Below are 17,376 nucleotides of genomic sequence, written 5' to 3' on the forward strand. Positions count from 1 at the left end.
TTGTGACCACTCGTGGGGGTCTCCGACTGGCCGCCGATCAACACGGGCCGGGCGGCCGCGTCAGCGGCGGCGCGGACGAAGTCCGCGCCGACAACCGCGCCGCNAGGCGCCGCGAAGCGGCGGAGCGCAGCGACGTCCTTGACGCCGGGGGTCGGTCGGCTGACGCGCGGCCGCCCCAGGAGCCACGGCCCCGGAGTCAGCGCGGAGTCAGCGCTGGTCGAGGAACGCGGGCCGCTCGAGGCCGGCGTACGAGTGCTGGCTCGACGTCGAGAAGTAGTTGATCCCGATGAAGTTGAACCACAAGGTGGCGACGCCGACCAGCGCCAGCATGGCGGCGCGGCGGCCCTTCCAGCCGGCGGTCGCGCGGGCGTGGAGGTAGCCGGCGTACACGACCCAGGTGATGAACGCCCACACCTCCTTCGGGTCCCAGTTCCAGTAGCGCGACCAGGCCTCGTGGGCCCAGATCGGGCCGGTGATGAGGACCGCGAAGGTCCACACCGGGAACGCGAAGGCGTGCACGCGGTAGGCGAGCCGGTCGAGGGCGTCGAGCTGCGGCACGCGGGCCAGCCAGCGGCCGAGCGGACGGCCGGCGGCGGCTGCGCGGCGCTCGGCGCGCATCCGGACGAGGTACATGATCGAGGCGATGCCGCCGAGCGTGAACGCGCCGGTCGCGGTCGCGGCGGACACCACGTGGATGACCAGCCACGGCGAGTTCAGCGCCTCGGACAGGGGCGCGACCGCGTCGTGCAGCCAGATGACCGCGACCATCAGCACGGTGATCACGAAGCCGACGACGAGCGGGCCCATCCAGCCGAGGCGGAAGCGGCGGTAGAGCGCGAGGTAGAGCGCCGCCACGATGAACGAGCCGGTCAGCGTGAACTCGTACATGTTGCCCCACGGCACCCGGTTCGGGTCCGCGGCCATGCCGCGCCCGACGAGCGCCACGAAGTGGAAGGCGGCGGCCAGGCAGGTCAGCATCAGGCCGAGCCGGCCGAGGAAGGCGACCCGCGGCGAGTCCTCGCCAGCGCCGGCAGGTGCGGCCGGGGTGGCGGTGCCGACGTACCCACCCTCGGCGACGGTGTCGCCGCCGCCCGCCGTGACCAGGTCGCCGGCGACCGCCGGCTGGCGCAGCGCGGCCCACTCGGCGAGGTGGACGAGGAGCGCGAGGAAGTAGAGGACCCCCGCGGCCGCGACCGTCTGGTTGCTCAGCGCCTCCCAGTTGGCGTCGGTCATCGTGGGTCCTCCTTGAGCTGGCCGAGCAGCGTGGAGAGGACCTCGTCCATCTCACCGTTGCCGGACCGATCGAGTACGGCGAGCTCGACAAGCGTCTCGCCACTGCCGTCCATTGTGCCGGGGATCGCCCGCACCCACACGCGGCGGGGGCGGAGGAAGAGCGAGGCGCACAGACCGACCAGCGCCATGATGACGCCGACCAGGGCGACGCCCTTCCCGGGCGTCTGGCTGATCTGGACCCGGATCCAGGGGTCGACGCGGTCGAAGGTGACCGAGCCCAGGCCGTCGGGCAGCTCGAAGGTGTCGCCGATCTGCAGGTCGACGCGGACCGGCTTGCCGTCCTTCTCGATCTGCTTGGCGTTCATCTTGTCGAGCACGTAGACCGACTGCGAGCGCCCCGAGTCGTAGCCGAGGTCGCCGGTGTAGGCGAGCATCGACAGGGTCGGGTTGAGGTCCTCGCCGAAGACGGTGACCGGGTTGCCGTTGCGGAAGTCGAACGTCGGGTAGAACAGCCCCTCCAGGCCGATCTGCGGATTGGTCGACGGCGGCTTGATCACGCCGAAGGAGAGGAAGCTGGCGTCCTGCGGCAGGAAGGGCGTCGGTCCGGTGTAGGTGATCTTGCCCGTGCCGTCGCGCACGGTGACGACCGGCGCGTACCCGTGCCCGATGAGGAAGACGTCGGTGCCGTCGATCTCGAGCGGGTGGTTGACCCGGAGGTCGTAGTGCTTCTCGGGGGCGTCCTGCGACGCGTGGTAGCTCAGGTGGGCCTCGAACTTGCGGGCCTGGCCGGTCTTGGGCCCCTTCTTGATCCACTCGACGTCGAACTCGTCGACGGTGAAGCGGAAGTCCTTCATCTGCTTCGTGGTGAACAGACCGCCGGGCTTGAAGTCGTCGTACTGCGTGAGGTTGTTGCTGAACGTGCTGCCCTCGGTGATGATCACGCCGCCCTGGTAGCCCCACAGCCCGCCGACGGCGAAGCCGGCCAGCACGACGAGCACCGACAGGTGGAAGAGCAGGTTCCCGGCCTCGCGCAGGTAGCCCCGCTCGGCCGCGACGTAGTCGTCGCCGGCGCTCGCCGCGCGCAGCCGGTGCCGCTTGCCGAGCACACTGCGCGCACGGTCGAGCACCTCGTCGACCGACAGCTCGGTCCGGTACGACGCCTGCACGGGCATCCGCGTCAGGTTCCTCGGCGCGACGGGCGGCTGCGCGCGCAGGGCCCGATAGTAGACGAACAGGCGCGGCACGATGCAGCCGACGAGCGAGAGCACGAGCAGCAGGTAGATCGCGGAGAACCACGGCGAGGAGTAGACGGAGAAGAGGTCGAGCTTCTCGTAGACCGGGGTCAGCTTCGGGTGCTCGTCCTTCCACTTGGTCACCTTCAGCGCGTCGACGCCCGCCTGCGGGATGACCGAGCCCGGGATCGCCGCGAGCGCGAGCAGCAGGAGCAGCATCAGCGCGGTGCGCATCGAGGTGACCTGGCGCCACAGCCAGCGCAGCAGCTCGCGCGCCGTCAGCTCGCCGGGCCGGCGGTCCTGGTCGCTCACACCGACACCTGGAAGGTGTCGACGAGGTGGAGCTGCATCCACTGCACGATGTGGTCCCACCAGCCGGTGACCATCAGCACGCCGATGAGGACCAGGAAGGCGCCGCCGATGCGCATGATGAGGACCTGGTGGCGTCGCACCCAACCGAGGGCGCGGGAGAGCCGGTTGTAGGCCAGCGCGACCACGATGAAGGGCAGCCCGAGGCCGAGGGCGTAGCAGAGCGCGAGGATCGCGCCGCGGGTCGCGGTCGCGCCGTCGGCGTAGGTCAGGTTGAGGATGACGCCGAAGGTCGGGCCGACGCAGGGCGTCCATCCGATCGCGAAGAGCGCGCCGATCAGCGGCGCGGCCCCGAGGCCGACCGCGGGGATCTTGTGGATGCGCAGGTCGCGCTGGAAGAGCGACAGCGCGCCGGCGAAGACCAGGCCGAGCACGATCAGCACCGCGCCGAGCGCCAGCTGGAGCTCGTCCTGCCAGCGGCGCAGGGACGTGCCGAGCGAACCGAAGGCGGTGCCGTAGAAGACGAAGACGATCGCGAACCCGAGCACGAACAGCACCGAGCCCAGCAGCATCCGGCCGCGGCGGTTGCTCGCCTTACCCGCGGCGAGGTCGGCGCCGGACAGGCCGGTGGCGTAGGAGAGGTAGCCCGGCAGCAGCGGCAGCACGCACGGGGAGAAGAAGGAGACCAGGCCCGCGATCGCCGCGACCGGGATCGCCAGGCCGAGCGAACCGGCGGCCGCCTGCTCCTGGAACCACTCCCCCATCAGGAATCGTTCTCCGCGAGGATGTCCTCGACGACGGAGGTCAGCGTGGTCCGCGACGGGACCGGACCGTTGATCAGGGCCGCGACCCGGCCCTGCTGGTCCAGGAAGATCGTGGCCGGCATGGACGGCGGCGCGTACTCGCCGAGCGCGAGCAGCGTCTCGCTGCCGGGGTCGTAGAGCGAGGGGTAGTCGACGCCGCGGTCCTTCTCGAAGGTGGCGGCGTTCTCGGGCGCGAGGTCGCGGATGTTGATGCCCACGAAGGCGACCTCCTCCTTGCCGAGCTCCTCCTCCGCGTCCACGAGCATCGGCATCTCCTTGCGGCACGGGCCGCAGCCCGACCACCACACGTTGAGGACGACGACCTTGCCGCGCAGGTCGGCGACGTCGAGCGGCTCGCCCTGCACCGTCGTACCGGAGATGTCGACGGGGTCCTGCCGGTCGCTCGTCGCGACGGTGACGACGTTGCCCTCACCGCCGACGTACTCGAGGTCGCCGGTGCCGCCCACGTCGGAGCAGGCGCTGGCCAGCAGCAGGACGCCGGCCAGTCCTGCCAGCGCGCGGGCGGGACGTCTCATGCTGGCGGGGTCCCCTCGGGCTTGTTCTCCTCCGGGGCGTCGCCGGCCGAGAACGGAGCCGCGATGTCGCCGGTCGGGATCAGGTCGATCGCCGGCTCGGCGTACGAGATCTCGACCAGGTCCTCACCGGCGAAGCCGAAGGAGGTGATCGAGCACAGCGTGCACTGCCGCTTGCGCGGGTCGTGGAGGAACGAGCGCTTCTCCGCCGCGAGCCGGGTCGTCCAGATCGGCAGCTGGTGGGAGACGAGCACCGCCTCGTGGCCGGCCGCGTCGCGGCGGGCGTCGTGGACGGCCGCCATCATCCGCTCGACGATCGCCTTGTAGGGCTCACCCCACGACGGACGGAACGGGTTGTAGAGGTGGCGCCAGAGCAGCGGGTTGCGCAGCGCGTTGTTGCCCTTGCCGAAGGTCAGGCCCTCGAACCGGTTCTGCGACTCGAGGACGCGTGGCTCGAGGCCGACCTCGAGCCCCAGCGCGGCGGCGAGCGGGGCCGCCGTCTCCTGCGCGCGCTCGAGCGGCGAGGAGCGGATCAGCGTGATGTCGTTGCCCTTCATCGCCTCCGCGACCCGGTCGGCCATCGCCCGGCCACGCACCGACAGGTGGAAGCCGTCGCGGCGGCCGTAGAGGATGCCCTGCGGGTTGTGGACCTCGCCGTGGCGGACCAGGTGGACGATCGTGTCGGGGGTGCTCATTCGTCAGCCTTCTCGGTGGTTGAGGTGCGAGCGCCAGCGAGCCTCGAAACCTCGGCGGCGGCGCGGGCGGCCGCCGGAAGGGCGTCGAGGACCTGCTGGACGGCCCGGTCGTCGTGGGAGGACGAGACGAACCACGACTCGTACGCCGACGGCGGCAGGTGCACGCCCTGGTCGAGCATGGAGTGGAAGAAGGCGGCGTACGCCGGCACGTCCGTGCGCTGCGCCTCGGCGTAGTTGCTGACCGGCTCGTCGGTGAGGAACACCGAGAACATGGAGCCGGTCGACTGGATCACGTGCGGCAGGCCGGCGGCGGCGAACGTCTCGGCCACCCCGGCGCGCAGCGCGTCGGCGACGACGTCGAGGCGGGCGTACACCTCGTCGGTCGCGTGGGTCAGCGTCGCGAGGCCGGCCGCCGTGGCGACCGGGTTCCCCGAGAGGGTGCCGGCCTGGTAGACGGGGCCCTCCGGCGCGAGGTGGCCCATCACGTCGGCGCGGCCACCGAAGGCCGCGGCGGGCAGCCCGCCCCCCATCACCTTGCCGAAGGTCATCAGGTCCGGGACCCAGCCCTCCACCGCACCGTCGGTGCCCCACTGGCCGGCCCTCGAGACACGGAAGCCGGTCATCACCTCGTCGCTGACGAACAGCGCGCCGTGGGCGCGGCACGTCTCGGCGAGGAACTGGTTGAAGCCCGGCGCCGGCGGGACGACGCCCATGTTGCCGGGGGCGGCCTCGGTGATCAGGCACGCGATCCGGTCGCCGTGCTCGGCGAAGACCGCGGCGACCGCCTCGCGGTCGTTGTACGGCAGCACCAGGGTCAGCTCGGTGGAGCTGGCGGGCACGCCCGGCGTACCGGGGATGGAGAAGGTGGTCAGCCCGGACCCGGCCGCGGCGAGCAGCGAGTCGACGTGGCCGTGGTAGCAGCCGGCGAACTTCACGACGACGTCGCGACCGGTGAACCCGCGGGCGAGGCGGATCGCCGACATGGTCGCCTCGGTGCCCGAGGACACCAGGCGCAGCCGCTCGACCGGGGTGCGCGCGACGATCGCCTCGACCAGGGCGACCTCGCCCTCGGTGGGCGTGCCGTACGACGTACCGCGCGACACCGCCTCCGAGATCGCCTCGACCACCGCGGGGTGGCCGTGGCCCAGGAGCATCGGTCCCCACGAGCAGACCAGGTCGACGTACCGGTTGCCGTCGACGTCGGTCAGCCACGGGCCGGTGGCGGAGCGGATGAAGCGGGGCGTCCCGCCGACGGCGTTGAAGGCCCGGACCGGTGAGTTGACCCCTCCCGGGGTCACGGCGCGGGCCCGGGCGAACAGCTCGTCGGAGCCGGAGGTCACGAGGTCGGGCACCGCGCCATTGTCACCGATCGCCCCCGGCCCCCCGACATCGCCGTCGCTTCCTGAGAGGCACCTGAGCACGTGGCGGTCCGCCAGGGGGTGATGTCACATCCGGCGTCTTTGTGCCGCGTGCACATACCACGGCGCCCGCATTGTGGGCCGGATCATGTGACACCCATAACTTCGGTGTGTCACGATTCGTTCTCCAGGTGTCGCGCCGTCGTGGCCTCCATCACCGGGGGCCGGAAGTTCTCGGCCGACGCACAGGTGGGGGCTTAGAGGGAGCGGCCCACGCGAGACGGCCAGCAATGGCCAAGGGGAGAGAGACGGGACATGTCGAGGAAGCGTCTGGGGCGGCTGCAGCGCGCCGCCACCATCATTCCGCTGGCACTGCTGTCGGCAGCCTGGACCGCTTCGGTCGCTGGTATCGGCGGCGTGTCGGCCCCGGTCATCGCGGCCGACAGCCCGGGTCGGGTCACCGACGACACGAGCGTGCCCGAGGAAGAGATCGAGGACCCCGCGAGCCTCTCCGACCCGTCCGAGGTGGAGGGCCTCGACGGAAACACGGCAGGCATCGTCAACGCGGCGTCGACCAACGCCATCCCGGCGGCGGCCCTGGCGGCCTACCAGCGCGCCGAGACGGTCATCAACTCCGCTGACAAGAGCTGCAAGATCACCTGGCAGCTGATCGCCGCGATCGGTCGCGTCGAGTCCGACCACGGCCGCTTCGGCGGCAACGTCCTCAACGACGACGGCGTGGCGACTCCGGGCATCTACGGCATCCCGCTCAACGGCAAGAAGAACACCAAGGCCGTCTCCGACACCGACGCGGGCGTCTACGACAACGACACCCAGTGGGACCGCGCCGTCGGCCCGATGCAGTTCATCCCGTCGACCTGGCAGGTCGTCGGCGTGGACGCCGACGACGACGCCGCCCGCAACCCGCAGGACATCGACGACGCTGCGCTCGCCGCCGCGGTCTACCTCTGCTCCGGCGACGGCGACCTGTCCACGGTGGCCGGCCAGCGTGCCGCGGTCTACCGCTACAACCACAGCGACGCCTACGTCGACCTGGTCCTCAAGATCATGAACGCCTACCTCGAGGGCGACTTCACCTCGGTGCCGAACAACTCGACCGCCGCGGGCTACGTCGTCCCCGAGCCGCCGAGCTTCAACGTCGGCGGCCCGAAGGGCACGAAGGGCCACAACGGCCACACGGGCGGCTCCACCGGCGGCACGTCCGGCGGCGGCACCGACACCCCGGGTGGCGGCGGCACCGACACCCCCGGTGGTGGCGACGGCGGGACCCCCGGCGGCACCCCCGGCGGCGGTGGCGACGGCGGCACTCCGACGGTCCCGAACGTCCCCGACGTCCCGGCTGCGGTCAAGGACACCGTCGACAAGGTCGACACCGGCGTGGGCACCGTGACCTCGAACCTGATCAGCGGCCTCCTCGGCCCGCTGACCAAGAGCGAGGCGCAGACCAAGTGCCAGGCGACGTACCCGAAGCTCACGCAGACGGTGCAGCTCCTGAACTGCCTCCTGAGCTACGGACTCGGCAAGTAGCCCCCAGCACGACCCGCGAGAGCCCCGGCCTTCCCCCAGGCCCGGGGCTCTCGTCATTTTTCTCCCCGAACCGTGCGTGATGGCACCACGAACCGTGCGTGATGGCACCACGAACCGTGCGTGATGGCANNGTGCGAGGAACGGAAGCGCGAGGTGCGTGTCGTGGCGGGCCGACGACGCGGCCCCCACCCCGAGGTGCCACGAGGCCCACTTCGTGGTGCCACGAGGCACGGCTCGTGGTGCCACGAGGCGCAGTTCGTCAGCGCAGGAGGCGGGCGGCCTCGGTGGCCCAGTAGGTGAGGATCACGTCGGCGCCGGCGCGGTGGATCGAGGTGAGGGTCTCGAGGATGGCGGGCTCGCGGTCGATCCAGCCGTGGGCGGCGGCGGCCTCGAGCATGGAGTACTCACCCGAGATGTTGTACGCCGCGACAGGTACGCCGAGCTCGCCGGCGGCATCGGCCACCCGGCGCAGCACGTCGAGGTAGGCGAGCGCGGGCTTCACCATCACGATGTCGGCGCCCTCGTCGATGTCGAGCAGCGCCTCGCGGACGCCCTCGCGGGCGTTGCGGCCGTCCTGCTGGTAGGTACGCCGGTCGCCCTGCAGCGAGCTGTCGACGGCCTCGCGGAAGGGGCCGTAGAAGGCGGAGGCGTACTTGGAGGAGTACGCCAGGATCCCGGTCGTGGTGTGGCCGGCCTCGTCGAGGGCGTCGCGGACCACGGCGACCTGGCCGTCCATCATGCCGCTGGGTCCGACCATGCCGACGCCGGCCTCGGCGTGCAGGACGGCCATGTCGGCGTACCGCGCGAGGGTGGCGTCGTTGTCGACCGTGCCGTCGGCGGCCAGCACGCCGCAGTGGCCGTGGTCGGTGAACTCGTCGAGGCACAGGTCGCTCATCACGACGAGCGCGTCGCCGACCTCGCTGACCACGTCACGGATGGCGACGGTCAGGATGCCGTCGGGGTCCGTGGCGCCGGAGCCGGCGGCGTCCTTGTGCTCAGGGATCCCGAAGAGCATCACGCCGCGAAGGCCGGCCTCGGCGGCCTCGGCGACGGCCTTGCGGAGCGTGTCGCGGGTGTGCTGGACGACGCCCGGCATCGAGCCGATCGGGAGTGGCTCGGTGGCGCCCTCGCGCACGAACAGCGGCAGCACCAGCTGGGCCGGCCGCAGCGAGGTCTCGGCGACCAGGTCCCGCATCGCCGCGGTGGTGCGCAGGCGGCGGGGGCGGACGACGGGACGCTCGAAGTCGGTCATGCGATCGATTCTCCCACCCTCAAAAACAGGTCGTGTGCCTGCGCCCCCGGAACACCGGGGTCACAGGCNNNAGCAGGTCCTCAGGCCTTGCGGCGGCGGGCCGACGGCTTGCGGTCGCTCGGCTTGGTGACCGGCTCGCCGTTCTCGACCATCGCGGCGCGGCGCTCGGAACCGAAGCCGGCGAGCGCCTCGACGAGCAGGTCGACGTCGGGCTGCGGGGCGATCACGTCGACGCGCAGGCCGTGCTCCTGGGCCGTCTTGGCGGTGGCCGGGCCGATGACCGCGATCACCGTCGACGGGTGCGGCTTGCCGGCGATGCCGACCAGGTTGCGCACCGTCGAGGACGACGTGAACACGACCGCGTCGAACTTGCCGGTCTTGATCGCGTCGCGCGTCGGCGCCGGCGGCGGGGCGGCCCGGACGGTGCGGTACGCCGTGACGTCGTCGCACTCCCAGCCGAGGTCGATCAGGCCAGCGACGAGGTTCTCGGTCGCGATGTCGGCGCGCGGCAGGAAGACCCGGTTGATCGGGTCGAGCTGCTCGTCGTACTCCGGCCAGTCCTCGAGCAGGCCGGCGGCGGACTGCTCACCCGACGGCACCAGGTCGGCACGCAGGCCCCAGGCGGCGATCGCGGCGGCGGTCTTGTCGCCGACCGCGGCGATCTTCAGGCCCGAGAAGGCACGGGCGTCGAGGCCGTACTCCTCGAACTTCTCGCGCACCGCCTTGACGGCGTTGACCGAGGTGAAGGCGATCCACTCGTAGCGGCCCTCGACGAGGCCGCGGACGGCCTTGTCCATCTGCTGCGGGTTGCGCGGCGGCTCGACCGAGATGGTCGGGACCTCCTCCGGCACGCCGCCGAACTCGCGCAGACGGTTCGACAGCGAGGCGGACTGCTCCTTGGTGCGAGGCACCAGCACGCGCCAGCCGAACAGCGGCTTGGTCTCGAACCACGACAGCTTCTCGCGCAGGTCGACGACCGAGCCGATGACCGTGATCGCCGGCGGGGTGATCCGGGCGGCGCGCACGTCGGCCGCGATCCGCTCGAGGGTCGAGGTGATCGTCTGCTGCTCAGTCGTCGTGCCGACACGGGTCATCGCGACCGGGGTCTGCGGCGACCGGCCGGTGGCGATCAGCTGCTTGGCGATGTCGCCGATCTGGCCGACCGCCGAGAGCAGCACCAGGGTCGGGGTGTCGGCGTAACGGGTCCAGTCGACCTTGTCGCCGCACGTCACCACGGCCACCTCGCGGTGGTCCTTGGTGGTCAGCGGGATGCCGGCGTACGCCGGGACCGCGCCCACCGAGGAGACGCCCGGGACGACCTCGAAGCCGAGGCCGGCCTTGGCGACCGCCTGCGCCTCCTCGGGGCCCGAGGCGTAGAGGAACGGGTCGCCACCCAGCAGGCGGACGACACGCACGCCGCGCTTGGCCTGCTTCACGACGACCTTCGCGCGGGCGGCGTGGGTGAGCGGCTGGCCGTCCTCGCCGAAGCCGCCGTCGATGAACTCGACCTCGTCGGAGGTCTCCTCACCGGTCGCCGCGGCCCGGGCGCGCACCACCTGGACCATGTCGGCGTGGCCGGGCTCCTCGGTGATGACCACGTCGGCGTCCTCGATGAGCCGGACGGCACGCACGGTCAGCAGGTCCGGGTCACCGGGGCCGGTGCCGACGAAGGCAACACCGCCGGGCTTGGCCTGGGGGGCGGGAGTCGGGGCAGCCTGGGCTGTCGTGGCTCGCGTCATGGGTTGAGCACCTCTGCAGGTCGTGCGGATGGGTGGGAAGCAGGTCCGGGGAGTGACGGACCGACGAGTTCTGCGGCACCGTCCTCGAGCATCTCGGCGGCCAGGGCCTCGCCGAGCGTGGTGGCGGCGGCCGGCCAGTCGGCCGGGTCGTCGCCGAGCGCCGCGGAGGCCGAGCGGCGGACGGAGAGCGCGCCGTCCTCGGAGAGGACGACCGCGCGGAGCCAGATCTCGGGGCCGTCGTCGCCCTCGGCGATCTCGGCGAGGGCACCGATCGGGGCGGCACAGCCGCCCTCGAGCCGGGCCATGACGGTGCGCTCGGCGCTGACCGCCGCACGGGTGCCCGCGTCGTCGAGCCGGGCGAGGAGGGCGAGGGTGGCGGCGTCGTCGGCACGGCACTCGATGGCGAGCGCGCCCTGGCCGGGGGCCGGGAGCACCTGCAACGGGTCGAGCACCTCGGTGGCCTCGTCGGCACGCTCGAGCCGGGCCAGACCGGCGCGGGCGAGCACCACGGCGTCGAACTCGCCGGAGCGGACCTTGCCGATGCGGGTGTCGACGTTGCCACGGACGCCGGCGATCTCGAGGCCGAGGCCGAGCGCCTCGATCTGCGCGACGCGGCGCGGGGAGCCGGTGCCGAGCCGGCTGCCCGGGGGCAGCTCGCCGAGGGTGAGCCCGTCGCGGGCGACGATCACGTCGCGCGGGTCCTCCCGGACAGGTACGGCGGCCAGCGCGATCCCCTCGGTGGCGTAGGTGGGGAGGTCCTTCAGCGAGTGCACGGCCACGTCGACCTCGCCGGCCAGCAGCGCGTCGCGCAGCGCGCTGACGAAGACACCGGTCGAGGGCGCCCCGGTGAGCGGGGTGCCCGCGGCCTGGCTGCGGTCGCCGTCGGTCGTGATCTCGACCAGCACGGTCTCGACGCCGGTGCGCTCGGTGATGGCGGTGGCGACGTGGCCGGACTGCGTGGTCGCGAGGGCACTGCGGCGCGTGCCGATCCTCAGGGTCGTGGGCGCGGTCATGAGCCGGCCTCCTCGACACCGATCGGGCGGGTGACGGCGTCGACGGCCTCGGGGTCGAGGGCGAAGAGCTCGGCGAGCGCGGCGGCGTAGGAGACGGCGCCCTGCTCGTTGGCGAGCTCCTTGACGCGCACGGTGGGCTCGTGGAGCAGTTTGTCGGCGACCCGGCGCACGGCGTGCCGGATCTCCTCGCGGGTGGCCGCGTCGAGGTCGGGCAGGCGGGCCTCGAGGCGGCTCATCTCGGCGTCGACCACGTTGGTGGCCATCGAGCGGAGCGCGACGACGGTCGGGGTGACGCTGGCCTGGCGGCGCGCGGCGAGGAAGGCGGTGACCTCCTCGCCGAGGATCCGGCGGACCTCGAGCACCTCCTGGCCGGTGGCGCTGTCCTGCAGCACCTCGGCGAGCTCGGCGAGGCCGACCAGGGTCACGGACTCGAGCGCGCGCACGTCGCGGTCGATGTCGTGCGGCAGCGCGAGGTCGATCAGCGCGACCGGCTTGTCGTTGCCGGCGCGGGCAGCGGCCAGCTGGGCGGCGTCGATGATCGAGCCGGCGGAGCCGGTGCAGGAGATGACGAGGTCGGCCCGGCCGAGCTCGGTGGCCAGCTCCTCGAGCGGGACGGCCTGGGCGTCGTACTGCGACGCCAGCCACTCCCCCCGCTCGACCGAGCGGTTGACGACGCTCAGCGTGCCGGCGCCGAGGCGGCTCACGGTCGCGGTGGCCAGGCCGGCCATCGCGCCGGCGCCGACCACGACGACGTACTGGCCCTGGACCGGGCCGACCGCCTTCGTCGTCTCGCCGAGCGCGGCGCTGACCAGGGTCGGAGCGACCTGATCGATGTCGGTCTCGGCGCGGGTGCGCTTGCCGACGCGCAGGGCCTGCTGGAAGAGCAGGTTGAGCGCGGGGCCGACGGTGCCGAGCTCCTGGCCGCGGCGCAGCGCCTCGCGGGTCTGGCCGAGGATCTGGCCCTCGCCGACCGCCATCGAGTCGAGGCCCGCGGCGACCTGGAAGAGGTGCGAGATCGCGCCGTCGTCGTAGTGGACGTAGAGGTGCGGGAGCATCGCCTCGGTCGTCTCGCCGGCCTGCTCGACGAGGAGCCGGGAGATCTGCTCGATGCTGCCGTGGAAGCGCTCGACCTCGGTGTAGATCTCGAGGCGGTTGCAGGTCGCGATGACCGTCGCCTCGGTGACGTGCTCGCACGACGCGGCGTCGGCCACCAGCTTGTGGACGCCGTCCTCGTCGAGTGCGACGCGCTCGAGCAGCGACATCGGCGCCGAATTGTGGGAGATCCCCACGACCAGCACGCTCATGCGGCACCTCCGTCGGCGGTTGCGGCAGCGGCCGGTCCGGGCTCGGCACCGTTGGCCTTGCGCTGCTCGTGGTAGGCGAGGATCTGCAGCTCGATGGAGAGGTCGACCTTGCGGACGTCGACACCCTCGGGGACGGCCAGCACGGCCGGCGCGAAGTTCAGGATGCTGGTGATGCCGATCGCGACCATCCGGTCGGCGACGTCCTGCGCGGCGACCGCCGGCGTCGCGATGACGCCGATGGCGACGTCGTGGTTGCGGACCGTCTCCTCGAGCTCGTCGAAGGGCTGGACCTGCACCCCCGCGACGGTCTGGCCGACCAGCTCGGGGTCGGCGTCGAGCAGCGCGACGATGCGGAAGCCGCGGCTGCGGAAGCCGGAGAAGTTGGCGAGCGCGTGCCCCAGGTTGCCGATGCCGACGATGACGACGGGCCAGTCCTGGGTGACGCCGATCTCACGGGCGATCTGGTAGCGGAGGTAGTCGACGTCGTAGCCGACGCCGCGGGTGCCGTAGCTGCCGAGGTAGGACAGGTCCTTGCGCAGCTTGGCGCTGTTGACGCCAGCGGCGGACGCGAGATCCTCGCTCGAACAGGTGCGGATGCCACTGTCGGCCAGGGCCGTCAGCGCCCGCAGGTAGACGGGCAGGCGGGCGACCGTGGCCTCCGGAATGACCCGGTTGGCATCCGTCGAACTCCGTGCGGTCACAGCTCCACTTTCCAGCCGCACCCAGCTGCTCAGTGGGGCGCGACTCGATCACTGTAGGAGTTTGTGAACGTGAGAACAAAACCGGCGAGAGCGCAACTCGACCTACGTCACACCGGGTCCCGGGCCGGTGGTCAGGCAGGCCTCTCCTCGCCCGGGTGCTCGACCGGCCACACGACGTACCGGTAGGCGAAGAAGTTGAGCACGAGGCAGCAGGCGATGGAGGCCAGCTTCGCCCCGGCGAGGTGGACGTCGGCCGCGGACATCGGTCCGACGGCGACCTCCGGGCCGCGCTCGAGCACCCACAGCCAGCCGTGGATGAGCAACGGCTGGGCGACCCACATCACGACGCCGTTGGTCGCCACGAAGAGCGCCGCGTGACGCAGCGTCAGCTTGTCGGCCTGGAACGTGAAGAGCCCGTTGACGACGAAGCTGAAGACCATCCCGGACGTGCTGGAGACGAAGTTCGCGCCGGTGATGCCGAGGTGGTCACGCAGCAGCACGAAGAGCACCAGGTCGATCAGGGTGTTGCAGACCCCGACCGCGGCGAAGCGCAGGACCGCGGTGCGGTTGCTCACGCGGTCACTCGCGTCGGTCCCGGGCCACCATGGCCAGGGTGTACAGCGGCCGGTCCTGCGTCTCGACGTACACGCGGCCGAGGTAGCTGCCGATCACGCCCATCATCACGAGCTGGATGCCGCTGAGCATGAACATGCCGACGCCGAGGAAGGCCCAACCGGGGACCGACTCGTCGGGCTTGAACACGCGGATGAACAGGACGTAGCAGGCCAGCAGCACGCTGAGCAGCGAGATGGCGTAGCCGAGCCGGGAGATCATCTTCAGCGGCGTCGTGGAGAAGCCGAGGATGCCGCTGGCGGCGAAGCTGAGCATCTTCTTGAACGGGTAGCCGGTCTCCCCCGCGAACCGCTCGTCACGGTCGAAGAGCAGCGCCTCCTGACGGAAGCCGACGTGGGCGACGATGCCGCGCAGGAAGCGGTCGTGCTCGCGGTAGCGCGCGACCTCGGCGACGACCTTGGCGTCCATCAGCCGGAAGTCGCCGACGTTGCGCGGGATCTCGATCGATGCGAGCCGGTCGAGCGCCCAGTAGAAGCCCCAGGCCGTGGCGCGCTTGAACGGCGTGTCCTTGCGGGTACGCCGCTGCGCGTAGACGACCTCGACGCCCTGCTCCCAGCGCTCGATCATCTCCAGGCTCACCCGGGGCGGGTCCTGCAGGTCGGTGTCCATGACGATCACCGCGTCGGCGCTGCCGGCCTCGGCGACCAGGTCGATGCCGGCGGTCACGGCGAGCTGGTGGCCGAAGTTGCGGGAGAACTGGACGACGGTCACGCGGGAGTCCTGGGCGCGGAGCTCGACCAGCCGCTCCAGCGACGCGTCGCGGCTGCCGTCGTCGACGTAGACGAACTCGAAGGCCAGGTCCGGCCGTTGGGCGGCGGCCTCGACGAGCGCAGCGTGGAAGACCGCGATGTTCTCCTCCTCGTTGTAGACGGGGAGGACGTAGGCGATCCGGCGGGGGCCGGCCGAGCGCTCTTCCATGAGGCCGAACCCTAGGCCATCGCTAGAGGACAACGGCGGAGAGCAGGACGACCACCACCGCGCCGGTCGCGACGCTGAGCAGCACCTGCACCCGCCCCAGCCAGCGCACGATGGTGGCGTCCGTCGCCGTGGCCACGCCGTCGGGTGGCGGCGGGGCGCCGCCGGCGGCGAGCTGGCGCTCGCGCAGCAGGGAGAACGCCGCGATGGCGAACACCGGGCCGGCGGTGGTCCAGTAGCGCGCGCCAGCGATGTGCACGAAGGGCTGCACCAGCAGGGCACCGAGCGAGAGCTTGGTGAGGATGTCGAGCACCCGCGCCTCGAGGCTGCGGCACACCTGGAACAGCAGCGAGAGCGCGCCGATCAGGATCAGCGGCGCGTACATCAGCCACGTGATCGTGTCGGCGGTCGTCTCCGCGGTCCGGCCGAGCAGGCCGCGCCCCTCGGGCGGCGCGAGGTAGCCGGTGAAGTTGTTGGGCTGCAGGGCGTACGCGCCGAGGTTGTGCACCACCTGGTCGAGGTAGTGCGCCTTGGAGAGGTCGCGCAGCGCGTAGTCCGACATCACCTTGAGGACCTCGACCTCGCTGGTGTCGGTCGATCGGCCGACCTCGCGGGCGTAGCGCAGCGGCCGGAACCACTGCGTGCTGTCGGGGTCGCACCGGCCGAAGCAGATCTCGCTGCGCTCGCCGAAGGTGTTGGCCATGACCGTCGGCACCGTCGTCGTCGTGATCACCCGGCCGCCGAGGGCGTCGGAGGCGAAGTACGACCACGGGGCGAGGAGCAGCACGAAGACGACGCCGGCCAGCACCGCCGAGCCGAGCGCCCGCACCCGGACGCGACCGCGCAGCAGGAGGACGGCGGTCAGCAGCGTGGCCGCGCCGAGACCGGCGAGCAGGATGGCCGTGCTGGAGCGCAGGTAGAGGACCGCGATCGCCAGCAGGCCCAGGACCAGGCCCTCCTTCAGCGAGGGCGCGTCACCGCGGCGCAGGCCCCGGAACATCTCCACGAGGTGCACGAGCAGCAGCACCAGGACCAGGCCCGCGCAGAGGTCGCCCCAGGCGCCGTACGTGAAGACGACGTAGCTCGGGATCAGGCCGGGGACGACGGCCAGCACGCACGCCCAGCCGGGACCGATCCGCCGCGTCACCGAGCGCAGCACGACCATGAAGAGGATCAGCGTCACCAGGCCGATGTAGCCGCGGACCAGCCAGATCGGCGCGTCCGGGAAGAGCAGATAGACCGGCGCCGTCAGCACCGGCATGCCCGGCATGAACCAGCCGGACGCGACGACGTTGCGCTCCAGCTCCGCCGAGTCCGGCGAGGTGAAGGAGAAGGTGTCGCGCAGGAGGTTGGACATCGCCCGCCCCCCGTTGAGGTACGCCGACTCGTCGCCCACCGGCGGGGCGTGCATGACCATGGGGTAGATCAGCAGCTTGAGCACGACGTGCGCGACCACGAGCCACCCGAGCAGGATCTCGGGGCGCGGGAGGCGGGTCTGGAGCGCCTGGGCGGCGGCGAACAGGCGGGTCATCGGTTCGGGCTCCGCTTCTCGTAGCCCGCGTCGGACCAGCGCTTCGTGGACGACGGGAAGGTGCAGACGGGGTCGTCGGGACGCGCCAGCGCGACGACCGGCAGGTCGAGGACGAAGTCGCCGCGGACCAGGGTCTCGGCGCTGGTGTCGGGCAGCTCGGTGACCGTGATCGTGATGTGCTCCGCGCCCTTGCTCATCGTCGTCGTACCGGCGTCGGAGGAGGCGTCACCGGCGTCCTCGTGGAAGCCGACCGCTGCGAAGGAGGCCACCAGCCGGCGCTGCGCCTCGTCGCGGTCCACGAGGTCGTACTGCCCGCGCAGGATGCGCCGCTCCCCCGACGCCGTGGCGACGTCCTCGTCCCAGCGCACCTGGTAGGCGAGGTCGAGCTGCGCGTCGCCGGGCAGCGGGTAGCAGCCGCTGGCGATCGCGTCGGTCGTGATCAGCGGGCGGTAGTTGTTCGTGGGGACGGCGCGGCCGAACGAGTGGCTCAGCAGGAGCAGCACGAGCGCGACCAGAGCACCGGCCGCGATGCCGATCCGACGCTGTCGCGGGCGGAGGAGCGGAAGCATGATCCGCC

16 protein-coding genes are annotated in these 17,376 nt (G+C 71.8%); 1 reads left to right on the forward strand and 15 read right to left on the reverse strand.

Annotated elements, in window-relative coordinates; translation table 11 throughout:
- Nucleotides 1-207 precede the first annotated feature (207 nt).
- The 6 genes from ccsB to hemL are packed head-to-tail and all read right to left on the reverse strand — an operon-like array spanning nt 208 to nt 6,157.
- Complete coding sequence (gene ccsB / locus ASE20_RS11645; protein ID WP_056894705.1) at nt 208-1,233, reverse strand: c-type cytochrome biogenesis protein CcsB; 1,026 nt, start codon at nt 1,231-1,233, stop codon at nt 208-210.
- The gene (locus ASE20_RS11650) at nt 1,230-2,777 is read right to left on the reverse strand and encodes a cytochrome c biogenesis protein ResB (RefSeq protein WP_225869090.1); all 1,548 of its coding nucleotides are present in this window, start codon (nt 2,775-2,777) and stop codon (nt 1,230-1,232) included. The genes ccsB and ASE20_RS11650 overlap by 4 nt, the downstream gene beginning before the upstream one ends.
- Nucleotides 2,774-3,538: a cytochrome c biogenesis CcdA family protein gene (locus ASE20_RS11655; protein WP_056894707.1), complete on the reverse strand. Its 765-nt coding sequence runs from the start codon at nt 3,536-3,538 to the stop codon at nt 2,774-2,776. The genes ASE20_RS11650 and ASE20_RS11655 overlap by 4 nt, the downstream gene beginning before the upstream one ends.
- A complete protein-coding gene (locus ASE20_RS11660; RefSeq protein ID WP_056894708.1) occupies nt 3,538-4,113 on the reverse strand; it encodes a TlpA disulfide reductase family protein in 576 nt (191 codons plus the stop codon). The genes ASE20_RS11655 and ASE20_RS11660 overlap by 1 nt, the downstream gene beginning before the upstream one ends.
- Entirely contained in the window at nt 4,110-4,805 is a 696-nt protein-coding gene (locus tag ASE20_RS11665; RefSeq protein ID WP_056894709.1) for a histidine phosphatase family protein, read from the reverse strand. The genes ASE20_RS11660 and ASE20_RS11665 overlap by 4 nt, the downstream gene beginning before the upstream one ends.
- Nucleotides 4,802-6,157, reverse strand: coding sequence for a glutamate-1-semialdehyde 2,1-aminomutase (gene hemL / locus ASE20_RS11670; RefSeq protein ID WP_056894710.1), 1,356 nt, complete (start codon nt 6,155-6,157; stop codon nt 4,802-4,804). Before hemL ends, ASE20_RS11665 begins: the two co-directional genes overlap by 4 nt.
- 321 nt (nt 6,158-6,478) lie before the next feature.
- On the opposite strand from hemL, the gene ASE20_RS11675 reads away from it, so the two are divergent.
- Nucleotides 6,479-7,711 carry a lytic murein transglycosylase gene (locus ASE20_RS11675; RefSeq protein WP_056894711.1) on the forward strand — a complete coding sequence of 411 codons (1,233 nt, stop codon included), beginning with the start codon at nt 6,479-6,481 and terminating at the stop codon, nt 7,709-7,711.
- Between the two features lie 259 nt (nt 7,712-7,970).
- Here the strand turns inward: ASE20_RS11675 and hemB are convergent, their stop codons facing one another.
- The 9 genes from hemB to ASE20_RS11720 form a co-directional block, all read right to left on the reverse strand.
- Complete coding sequence (gene hemB, locus ASE20_RS11680) at nt 7,971-8,963, reverse strand: porphobilinogen synthase (RefSeq protein ID WP_056894712.1); 993 nt, start codon at nt 8,961-8,963, stop codon at nt 7,971-7,973.
- An 80-nt stretch (nt 8,964-9,043) separates the two neighbouring features.
- The gene (locus ASE20_RS11685) at nt 9,044-10,702 is read right to left on the reverse strand and encodes a uroporphyrinogen-III synthase (protein ID WP_056894713.1); all 1,659 of its coding nucleotides are present in this window, start codon (nt 10,700-10,702) and stop codon (nt 9,044-9,046) included.
- Nucleotides 10,699-11,715 (reverse strand): hydroxymethylbilane synthase, encoded by a 1,017-nt coding sequence (gene hemC, locus ASE20_RS11690; RefSeq protein ID WP_056894714.1) that lies wholly within the window; start codon nt 11,713-11,715, stop codon nt 10,699-10,701. The genes ASE20_RS11685 and hemC overlap by 4 nt, the downstream gene beginning before the upstream one ends.
- Nucleotides 11,712-13,019: a glutamyl-tRNA reductase gene (locus ASE20_RS11695; protein WP_056894715.1), complete on the reverse strand. Its 1,308-nt coding sequence runs from the start codon at nt 13,017-13,019 to the stop codon at nt 11,712-11,714. Before ASE20_RS11695 ends, hemC begins: the two co-directional genes overlap by 4 nt.
- Complete coding sequence (locus ASE20_RS11700; RefSeq protein ID WP_056894716.1) at nt 13,016-13,720, reverse strand: redox-sensing transcriptional repressor Rex; 705 nt, start codon at nt 13,718-13,720, stop codon at nt 13,016-13,018. The genes ASE20_RS11695 and ASE20_RS11700 overlap by 4 nt, the downstream gene beginning before the upstream one ends.
- A gap of 131 nt (nt 13,721-13,851) precedes the next feature.
- Nucleotides 13,852-14,295 (reverse strand): GtrA family protein, encoded by a 444-nt coding sequence (locus ASE20_RS11705; RefSeq protein ID WP_056894717.1) that lies wholly within the window; start codon nt 14,293-14,295, stop codon nt 13,852-13,854.
- A gap of 4 nt (nt 14,296-14,299) precedes the next feature.
- Nucleotides 14,300-15,271, reverse strand: a complete 972-nt coding sequence (locus ASE20_RS11710) for a glycosyltransferase family 2 protein (RefSeq protein ID WP_056894718.1) — start codon at nt 15,269-15,271, stop codon at nt 14,300-14,302.
- Nucleotides 15,272-15,293: 22 nt separating this feature from the next.
- Entirely contained in the window at nt 15,294-16,799 is a 1,506-nt protein-coding gene (locus tag ASE20_RS11715; RefSeq protein ID WP_056894719.1) for a hypothetical protein, read from the reverse strand.
- Entirely contained in the window at nt 16,796-17,368 is a 573-nt protein-coding gene (locus ASE20_RS11720) for a hypothetical protein (RefSeq protein WP_056894720.1), read from the reverse strand. The genes ASE20_RS11715 and ASE20_RS11720 overlap by 4 nt, the downstream gene beginning before the upstream one ends.
- Nucleotides 17,369-17,376 lie beyond the last annotated feature (8 nt).

Origin of the sequence: Nocardioides sp. Root240 (assembly GCF_001428825.1) — a bacterium.
In the GTDB taxonomy this organism is placed as follows: Bacteria; Actinomycetota; Actinomycetes; order Propionibacteriales; family Nocardioidaceae; genus Nocardioides.

What these genes read in the sequence shown, in the direction of transcription:
- hemB (WP_056894712.1), bottom strand. Translation starts at nt 8,963, where the DNA reads ATGACCGACTTCGAGCGTCCCGTCGTCCGCCCCCGCCGCCTGCGCACC.
- ASE20_RS11685 (WP_056894713.1), bottom strand. Translation starts at nt 10,702, where the DNA reads ATGACGCGAGCCACGACAGCCCAGGCTGCCCCGACTCCCGCCCCCCAG.
- ccsB (WP_056894705.1), bottom strand. Translation starts at nt 1,233, where the DNA reads ATGACCGACGCCAACTGGGAGGCGCTGAGCAACCAGACGGTCGCGGCC.
- ASE20_RS11660 (WP_056894708.1), bottom strand. Translation starts at nt 4,113, where the DNA reads ATGAGACGTCCCGCCCGCGCGCTGGCAGGACTGGCCGGCGTCCTGCTG.
- hemC (WP_056894714.1), bottom strand. Translation starts at nt 11,715, where the DNA reads ATGACCGCGCCCACGACCCTGAGGATCGGCACGCGCCGCAGTGCCCTC.
- ASE20_RS11710 (WP_056894718.1), bottom strand. Translation starts at nt 15,271, where the DNA reads ATGGAAGAGCGCTCGGCCGGCCCCCGCCGGATCGCCTACGTCCTCCCC.
- ASE20_RS11720 (WP_056894720.1), bottom strand. Translation starts at nt 17,368, where the DNA reads ATGCTTCCGCTCCTCCGCCCGCGACAGCGTCGGATCGGCATCGCGGCC.
- ASE20_RS11695 (WP_056894715.1), bottom strand. Translation starts at nt 13,019, where the DNA reads ATGAGCGTGCTGGTCGTGGGGATCTCCCACAATTCGGCGCCGATGTCG.
- ASE20_RS11715 (WP_056894719.1), bottom strand. Translation starts at nt 16,799, where the DNA reads ATGACCCGCCTGTTCGCCGCCGCCCAGGCGCTCCAGACCCGCCTCCCG.
- ASE20_RS11655 (WP_056894707.1), bottom strand. Translation starts at nt 3,538, where the DNA reads ATGGGGGAGTGGTTCCAGGAGCAGGCGGCCGCCGGTTCGCTCGGCCTG.
- ASE20_RS11665 (WP_056894709.1), bottom strand. Translation starts at nt 4,805, where the DNA reads ATGAGCACCCCCGACACGATCGTCCACCTGGTCCGCCACGGCGAGGTC.
- ASE20_RS11675 (WP_056894711.1), top strand. Translation starts at nt 6,479, where the DNA reads ATGTCGAGGAAGCGTCTGGGGCGGCTGCAGCGCGCCGCCACCATCATT.